At 72.4% G+C, this 7,788-nt stretch carries 5 protein-coding genes; 3 read left to right on the forward strand and 2 right to left on the reverse strand.

Features of this window, described 5'->3' with window-relative positions; all coding sequences use genetic code 11:
* Positions 1–123 precede the first annotated feature (123 nt).
* The gene (locus ACTJK8_RS31820; RefSeq protein WP_116657076.1) at positions 124–1,767 is read right to left on the reverse strand and encodes an FAD-dependent oxidoreductase; all 1,644 of its coding nucleotides are present in this window, start codon (positions 1,765–1,767) and stop codon (positions 124–126) included.
* 222 nt (positions 1,768–1,989) lie between these two features.
* Here ACTJK8_RS31820 and ACTJK8_RS31825 point away from each other — a divergent pair, with 222 nt between their 5' ends.
* From ACTJK8_RS31825 to gluQRS, 3 genes are read left to right on the forward strand one after another with little or no spacing between them, the layout of a single operon-like run.
* The gene (locus ACTJK8_RS31825) at positions 1,990–4,020 is read left to right on the forward strand and encodes an ATP-binding protein (RefSeq protein ID WP_012319361.1); all 2,031 of its coding nucleotides are present in this window, start codon (positions 1,990–1,992) and stop codon (positions 4,018–4,020) included.
* A gap of 46 nt (positions 4,021–4,066) precedes the next feature.
* A complete protein-coding gene (locus ACTJK8_RS31830; protein ID WP_440763155.1) occupies positions 4,067–4,348 on the forward strand; it encodes a hypothetical protein in 282 nt (93 codons plus the stop codon).
* Between the two features lie 16 nt (positions 4,349–4,364).
* On the forward strand, positions 4,365–5,225 hold the full coding sequence (gluQRS, locus tag ACTJK8_RS31835) for a tRNA glutamyl-Q(34) synthetase GluQRS (protein ID WP_440763156.1): 861 nt from the start codon (positions 4,365–4,367) through the stop codon (positions 5,223–5,225).
* 16 nt (positions 5,226–5,241) lie between these two features.
* On the opposite strand, the gene ACTJK8_RS31840 is transcribed toward gluQRS, so the two are convergent.
* Positions 5,242–7,266 (reverse strand): peptidoglycan DD-metalloendopeptidase family protein, encoded by a 2,025-nt coding sequence (locus ACTJK8_RS31840; protein ID WP_440763157.1) that lies wholly within the window; start codon positions 7,264–7,266, stop codon positions 5,242–5,244.
* Positions 7,267–7,788: the final 522 nt, after the last annotated feature.

Raw genomic sequence — 7,788 nt, forward strand, 5'->3', positions numbered from 1 at the left:
GTCCCTCGTGCGGTCTCCCGGGCCATGCCCCCGGCGCCCAGGCGCGCGGGGACGATCACGCGTGTCCGGTGCCGGCACCACGGGACGACCCGGGGAGAGCGGCGCTCCGCGCCCCGCCGATCCTCAGGCCGGCAGCGGCTCCCGCGGCTCGGTGTGGTCGAAGAGCCGGGGCGGCGCGATCGCGTCCCGGGCCCCCATCCGGGCGACGAGATGATCGGCGACCCGCAGGGCGTTGGCGATGATCGTCAGCGTCGGGTTCACGGCGCCGATCGACGGGAAGAAGCTGGCGTCGGTCACGTAGAGGTTGTCCAGCTCGTGCGCCTTGCAGTTCGTGTCGAGCACCGACGTCCTCGGATCCGCGCCGAACCGCAGGGTCCCCGCCTGGTGGGCCGTCCCGCCGATCGGGACGTTCTTGCCGAGGTAGAGCGAGCGGTCGAACAGGTGCGGGTGGATGTCGGTGAAGCTGCAGATCTCGCGCAGCTTGTGCCGGAGCCGCTTGTGCGCCTCGACGTTCGTCTCGGTGAGGTCGAGATGGACCTTGCCGTCCTTGTAGAAGATCCGGTTCTGCGGCAGCGGCACGTCCTCGGAGGTCAGCCAGAAGTCGACGGAGTGCTTCGCGATCCAGTCGAAGGGTTTGTCGGGGAACCACTGCAGGAAGCCCGGCAGGCCCTCGCCGTGGATCTGGGCCCCGTCCGACTTGCCGACCATCTGGATGTGGCCGAGGGGAAAGTCCCAGCCGTCCTTCGGGTCCGGATCGCCGAAGTAGAAGTCGTTGAGGCCGAGCGTCTTCTGGAAGCGGGTCGGGTTCGGGACCTTCGAGATCGCCAGCACCGTCGAGTTGTTGTGGCGCATGTAGTTGCGCCCGACCTGGTCCGACCCGTTGGCGAGGCCGTTCGGGTGCCGGTCGCTGGCCGAGCGCAGCAGCAGCAGCGCCGAGGAGAGGGCACCGCAGGCCACCACCACGATGTCGGCCGAGGCCTCGAACGGCGCGCCGTCGCGCGTGCCGACGACGCCCGTGACGGTTCGCCCCGAGGCGTCGGTGACGAGGCGCTCGACGTAGGTGCGGGTGAGCAGCGTCAGGTTCGGGCAGTCGCGCAGGGCCGGGTCCACCACCATGGTCTGCGCGTCGGACTTGCCGTTGGTGGGGCAGGGGAAGCCGTCGAAGGATTCGCACTTGATGCAGGGCGAGGTCGGCACCGCGCGCCCGTCCTTCTCCACCAGCCGCACGCCCACCGGCAGGTGGAACGGGTGGTGGCCGCCCCGCTTCAGGTTGTCGAACAGCTCCTGGATCCGCGGCTCGTGCGCCACCGGCGGATGGGCGTAGGGCTTCGTCGACCAGGGCTCGGTCGGGTCCTCGCCGCGCAGGCCGTGGACGTGGAACAGCTCCTCGGCCGCCTGGTAGTACGGCTCGAACACGTCGTAGCCGACCGGCCAGGCCGGCGCGACGCCGTCCTGGTGGCGGATCTCGGCGAAGTCCTTCTCGCGGAGGCGGAAGAGGATCGATCCGTAGAACTTCGAGTTCCCGCCGACGTAGTAGTGCAGGCCCGGATGGAAGCTCTTGCCGTCCGAGGAGTACCACGTCTCCTTGGCCTGGTAGTAGCCGTCGACGATCACCGCCTGACTGTCCCAGTTCCGCGGCTCCCGCAGCAGGTAGTCGCCGCGCTCGATCAGCAGGATGCGCTTGCCCGTCTGGGCGAGGCGCCACGCCATCGTGCCGCCGCCGGGTCCGGACCCGACAATGATGACGTCGTAGTGCTCACCGGGCATGTGCCGTCTCCGTCCGGACCCGCGTCCTGGCAGGCAACTCGCGAGCCGCTTTTCGGATCACCTCACGGTTCCGTTAAGCGCGCGCCGCGTCGCGGACTCCGCCGCGGACTCCGCCGCAGACTCCGCAAAGTCCGCAACCGGCGGTTAAGGGCCTTTCCCAACGCCGCCTTCAGCTTCGGCTGCGATCCTGCCGCGAACCGGCCCGACGCCGGGGAGGCCGGAATGATCGACACGATGGCGCCTGTCCTGGCGCTCCTGACAGCGGCCGCTCTGGCCTTCGGCCTCTGGCGCCTGCTCGGCACGCGGCGCGCCGAGCGCGAGGCCGAGCGGCTGCAGGACCGCATCTGGCGGATCAGCGAGAGCGAGGACCGCTACCGGGCCCTGGTGGCCGCCACCACCGAGATCATCGTCCAGCGCGATGCCCGCGGACGCATCACCTACGCCAACGAGGATTTCGCCCGCCTGCTCGGCCGCGAGCCGATCGCGCTGATCGGCTCCCGCGACGATCTCGAGATCCTCGACCGGAACGCCGTGGAGATCGGGCCGGACGGGGTCCGTCGCCTGGAGGCGCAGGTCCGGACGGCGGACGGGCGGGCGCGCTGGTTCGCCTTCGTGGAGATGCCGGTGGCGCACGGCGACGCGACGCACTGGCTGCGCGCGGGCCGGGACGTGACCGCGCGGGTCGAGGCGATCCGCAGCCGCGACGCGGCCCTGGAGCGCGCCGAGGCGGCGAGCGTCGCGAAATCCCGCTTCCTCGCGACGGTGAGCCACGAGATGCGGACGCCGCTCAACGGCATCCTGGGCATGGCCGACCTCGTGCTCGGGACCGAGCTGAATCCGGAGCAGCGCACCTACGTCGAGGCGGTCCGCACCAGCGGCCAGGCGCTGCTCGGCCTGATCGACGGGGTCCTCGACTTCTCGCGGATCGAGGCCGGGCGCCTCGACCTCGCGGCCGAGCCCTTCGACCTGCCGGCGCTCTCCGAGGGGGTCGTCGAGCTGCTGGCGCCCCGCGCCCAGGACAAGGGCATCGAGATCGCCCTCGACGTGGCCGAGGACTTCCCGGCCGCCGTGCTGGGCGATGCCGACCGGGTGCGGCAGATCCTGATCAACCTCGCCGGCAACGCGATCAAGTTCACCGAGCGCGGCGGCGTCGGCGTCAGCCTGGGCTTCGCGCGGGCCGGGACCGGCGGCGAGGTCGTGCTCGCCGTGGCGGATACCGGCCCGGGCATCCCGGAGGAGAGGCTGCCGATCCTGTTCGAGGAGTTCGAGCAGGGCGACGGCAGCGCGAGCCGCAGCCACGAGGGCACCGGCCTGGGGCTCGCCATCACGCGGCGGCTCGTGACCCGCATGGGCGGGCGGATCGAGGCGGACTCGCGCCTCGGGCGGGGCTCGACCTTCCGGGTCCTGCTGCCCCTCGCCGAGGTCGCGGGGGCCGAGGGCGTCGGGCGCGCGCCGCTGCCGACGCTCGCCCCGCGGCGCTGCCTGATCGTCGCCGACTCCCCGTTCCAGGCCCCCTACCTCGCCCGCAGCCTGTCCCGGGCCGGGGCCGCCACCGTCATCGTCGACAGCCTGGATTCGGGCCTCGACGCCCTGTCGGGCGCGGCCTTCGACGCGGTGCTGGCCGACCGGGCTCTGGGCGACACGGCGGTGCGGCAGATCGCCGACGCGGCGCGCGCCTGCGGGGTCCGCACCAGCCTCGTGCTCCTCTCGCCGTTCGACCGGCGCGGCTTCGGGGCCCCCGGCGCGGCGGGTTTCGACGGCTACCTGATCAAGCCGGTCCGGCCGCGCTCCCTGTTCGAGCGCCTGCTCGCGTCGGCGGGCCCGGTCGAGGCCGCGGCGGCCCCGCCGGCGGTGCCGCCGCGCGTCGGCAGCAGCCTTCGGGTCCTGCTGGCCGAGGACAACCCGATCAACGCCCTGCTGGCGACCCGGGCCCTGGAGCGGCTCGGCGCCACGGTGGTCCACGCCGCCGACGGCCTCGAGGCCCTCGCGCGTCTGGAGACGGACGGCCCCTTCGACCTCGCGCTGATCGACGTGCGGATGCCCCGCCTCGACGGGCACGAGACCGCCCGGCGGATCCGCGCCGCGGAATCGGACGGGGCGCAGCGGCTCCACCTCGTCGCGCTGACCGCGAATGCCGGTCGAGAGGACGAGGCCGCCGCCCGGGCGGCCGGCTTCGACGGGTTCCTGGCCAAGCCGCTGAACCTGAAGCTGCTGCCGCCGCTGCTGGAGCGGCAGTCCGCGCGCGCCGCCTGAGGGCGCGCGTTGACAGGCGGGCGGGTCCCGCGCCAACAGGACGCCCATGTCGACAGCCAGCCCATCGCCGCCCGCACCGCGCTCGTCGAGCGGCGCGCTCGCCGCCTGGGGCGCCGCACTCCTCGTGATCGCCACCGTCCTGATCGGCGCCCTGACGCCCGCGCGGCACGGGGCGCCGGCGGTCTCGGCGGCCGAGGACCCGGCCTGCCTCGAGTGGAGCGACGGCTGCACGGTCTGCCGGCGCCTGGCGGAGGGGCCGGCCTGCTCGCTGCCCGGGATCGCCTGCCAGCCCGGCGCGCTGCAGTGCCTGCACCGCCGCGACGGCTGATCCGGCGGTCCGGCCCGTGAGCGCCGAGGCGCCGGTGCTGCGCTTCGCGCCGAGCCCGAACGGGCGGCTGCACCTCGGCCACGCCTACTCGGCCCTGCTCAACGCGGACCTCGCCGCCCGGATGGGCGGCGTCTGCCGCCTCCGGATCGAGGACATCGATCCCGCGCGCTCGAAGCCGGACTTCGTCCACGGGATCGTCACCGACCTCGCCTGGCTCGGGCTGACCTATCCCGAGCCGGTGCGGCATCAGTCCCGGCACATGGCGGACTATCGGGCCGCCCTCGACGGGCTGATCGGCCGCGGGCTCGCCTATCCGTGCTTCTGCTCACGCGGCCAGATCCGGGCGCGCATCGCCTCGGGCGTCGACAGCCCCCGCGATCCGGACGGCGTGCCCCTCTATCCCGGCACCTGCCGCCACCTGGGCCCGGCGGCAGCGGACCGGATCGCCCGCGGCGACCCGCATACCTGGCGGCTCGACATGGCGGCCGCGACGCGCCGCGCCGGCCCGACGCACGGCTACGTCGCCTTCGACGGGACCGGCGCGCACCGGATCGCGGCGGATCCGACACGCTGGGGCGACGCGGTGATCGCCCGGCGCGACGTGCCGACGAGCTACCATCTCGCCGTGGTCCACGACGACGCGGTCGAGGGGATCACCCACGTGGTGCGCGGCCGCGACCTGGAGGCGGCCACCGACCTGCACGTGCTCCTCCAGGCCCTGCTCGGGCTGCCGGTGCCGCGCTACCGCCACCACCCGCTGCTGCTCGATGCCGGGGGCGAGAAGCTGTCCAAGTCGCGCGGCTCGCGATCCCTCGCCGACCTCCGGGAGGCCGGCGCGACGCCCCAGGCTGTCCGCGCCCGGCTCGGCTTCGCCTGAGCGGCGACGCGCACCCTCAGCGAACCGCCGCGTCGCGCTGGGCGAGGGCTGTGGCGCTCTTCGATTTCTGCATAGTGGCGTCGATCTGCTCGCGCTGGCGCTTGAAATCGGCGAGCAGGCGCCCGTCGAGCTCCCGGCCGCGGGGGACGCGGATCTTCATCGGGTCGACGAAGTGGCCGTTGATGATCACCTCGTAGTGGAGGTGCGCGCCGGTGGACAGGCCGGTCGAGCCGACATAGCCGACGATCTGGCCCTGCCGGACCTTGACGCCCTCGCGGATGCCGCGGCCGAACCGCGACATGTGGTTGTAGGTCGTCACGTAGCCGTTGACGTGCTGGATCTCGACCCGGTTGCCGTAGCCCGAGGTCATCTCCGCGCGGATCACCACGCCGTTACCGGCCGCCATGATCGGGGTGCCGATCGGGTTCGACCAGTCGACGCCCGTGTGCAGCTTGGCGTAGCCCAGGACCGGGTGCCGGCGGTAGCCGAAGCCGGAGCGCATGATTCCGTCGGCGATCGGCTTGCGCAGCAGGAACTTTTTCAGCGACCGGCCCTGCTCGTCCAGATAGTCGATCGTGCCGTCGTCCGGGGACTGGAAGCGGTAGACCCTGCGGGTCTCGCCGCCGAGCGTCAGCGCCGCGTAGAGCAGGTCCGGACGATCGGCGCTGGCATCGTCGTCGGTGCTGTAGAAGACGTCGAGTCCGTCGCCGCTGCTGATGCGGCGCTGGAAGTCGAGGTCGTAGCTGAAGACCCGGACGATATCCTCGACGGTCGCCCGCGGCAGGTCGTGGCGCGCGGCCGTCTCGTACAGGCTCTGGTACAGGCGCGGCCCGGAGCCGGAATCCTCGTCCTCGTCCTCGCCGGCCTCCGCCTGAGGCTGCGCCTTGGGGGATGGAACCTCCTCGGCGGGGGGCGCCACCGAGACGAAGGCGCCGCGGTCGTTCAGCGCCGCGATCCCCTCGATCCCGTTCTCGCCGTAGAGCACCACGCGCATGACCTGCCGGGGATCGCCGGGACGCGGGCCGGGCGCGATCTGGACGCGCATCGGCTGGCCCTCGCTGAGGGCAGCCGTGCGGGTCTTGCCGCCGAGCGCGGCGACGATGCCGCGGACGGCGTCGTCGCTCGCGAAGCCGGTGGCCTTCAGCGTGGTTTCCACGGTCTCGCCGCGCTTCAGCGCGAGATCGCGCTCCTCCACGAGCGGAGCCTCGTTGGCCTTCAACTCGATCTTGGCGACCTTGGTGACGTTCTCCGGGACGACCAGCACCTCGATCGACTTGAACGGGTTCGCCTCCTTCGGCGCCGCGCCGTCGCCGTCTCCGGTCGCGCCCTGCTGGAGCGTCCGCGACAGCATGATCTGCGGCGCGATCGGGATGGCGGCGCGGCGTCCCGCCTCGGCGGCGATGCGGCGCTCCTCCTCCACCTGCGCGGTGACGTCGTCGTCGGTGAGGGCGGGCGCGCTGGCATCGACGGCGGCGTCGGCGAGATCGCGCTTGACCACGGTGACTTCGGCGCTGGGCGCGTCGGCGGACGCGTCGGGCGCGCGCTCCAGCGGCTCGTCGGAGACGAATTTCATCGGGTCGAAGCGGGGAGGCTCGCTGGCGTAGACGCCCGTCGTCATCGACAAGGGCGTGGTCAGCCGCACGAAGGCCTTGGCCTTGATGATCTCGCGGTCGCCGAGGCGGACCGTGACGGGCGCCTTGAAGCTCTGCTTGGCCGAGGCGATCATGAGGTTGCGCACCAGCCGGTCGCCCTTGCGGGCGATGTTTGCGCCGCTCTCGCTCGGCTGAGGCCGGGGCATGATGGTCGCCTTCTCGGGAATGGCCGCGAAAGAGACGTCGCCCTGGAGAGACACGTGGAGCGCCGCCGCGATCAGGCCGGCGCCGGTCAGGCCCGTGAGGCTGCTGGCGCAGAGCCAGCGGAGGTTGACGGCGCGCCGGTCGATCTGCGTCGCGGTCGCGCCGAGATGATCGAGGGGCTCGTGCCCACCGCGGGCCGAGGGGAGGGCGGCCACATCGCCGATCTTGAGTCGCTCGCGCTTCACTCGAAGGCCCTGAGAAGACGATGGCGAACGGGCGTCCCTGCAGGACCCACGGCGCTGAGGCCGGACTCGACCATACCGGAGCGCGCCACCCGCGCCCGGTAATCTCATCTCACGGCCCAGCGTGTCGAGATTGAGGCGTGCCGCGGCCGAGCGCCAGTCCCGTACAGAGGACACCGGGATCGTCCACCGGGAGGCTTCGGGGCAGGCCCGACGCACCCGCCGGCGAAAAGGGTGTTGACGGGCGATTCCGAGGGCTCTATACCCCGGCTCATCGGCGCCGGCCGCGGAAGTGGACCGGGCGCTGAGCCATCTTCTGACAAGCGGCGGGACTGGCCGGCGGGATTGCCGGGCGGTCTTCTGTTTGCCTCTGATGAGCCCCGGGTTCCGGGGCGCTCTTTGACAAGTTGGATTGAGGAAGGGAGACGCGGGCGGCGTTTGTCCTTGCGGCCGGGTCTTAGGACCTGGCGTGAGTAGACTTGTGCCGATCTGTTGTTTCTCTTTTGAGCTCACCGACGGGTGTAT

Source organism: Methylobacterium sp. 22177 (assembly GCF_052045615.1).
Classification (GTDB): domain Bacteria; phylum Pseudomonadota; class Alphaproteobacteria; order Rhizobiales; family Beijerinckiaceae; genus Methylobacterium; species Methylobacterium radiotolerans.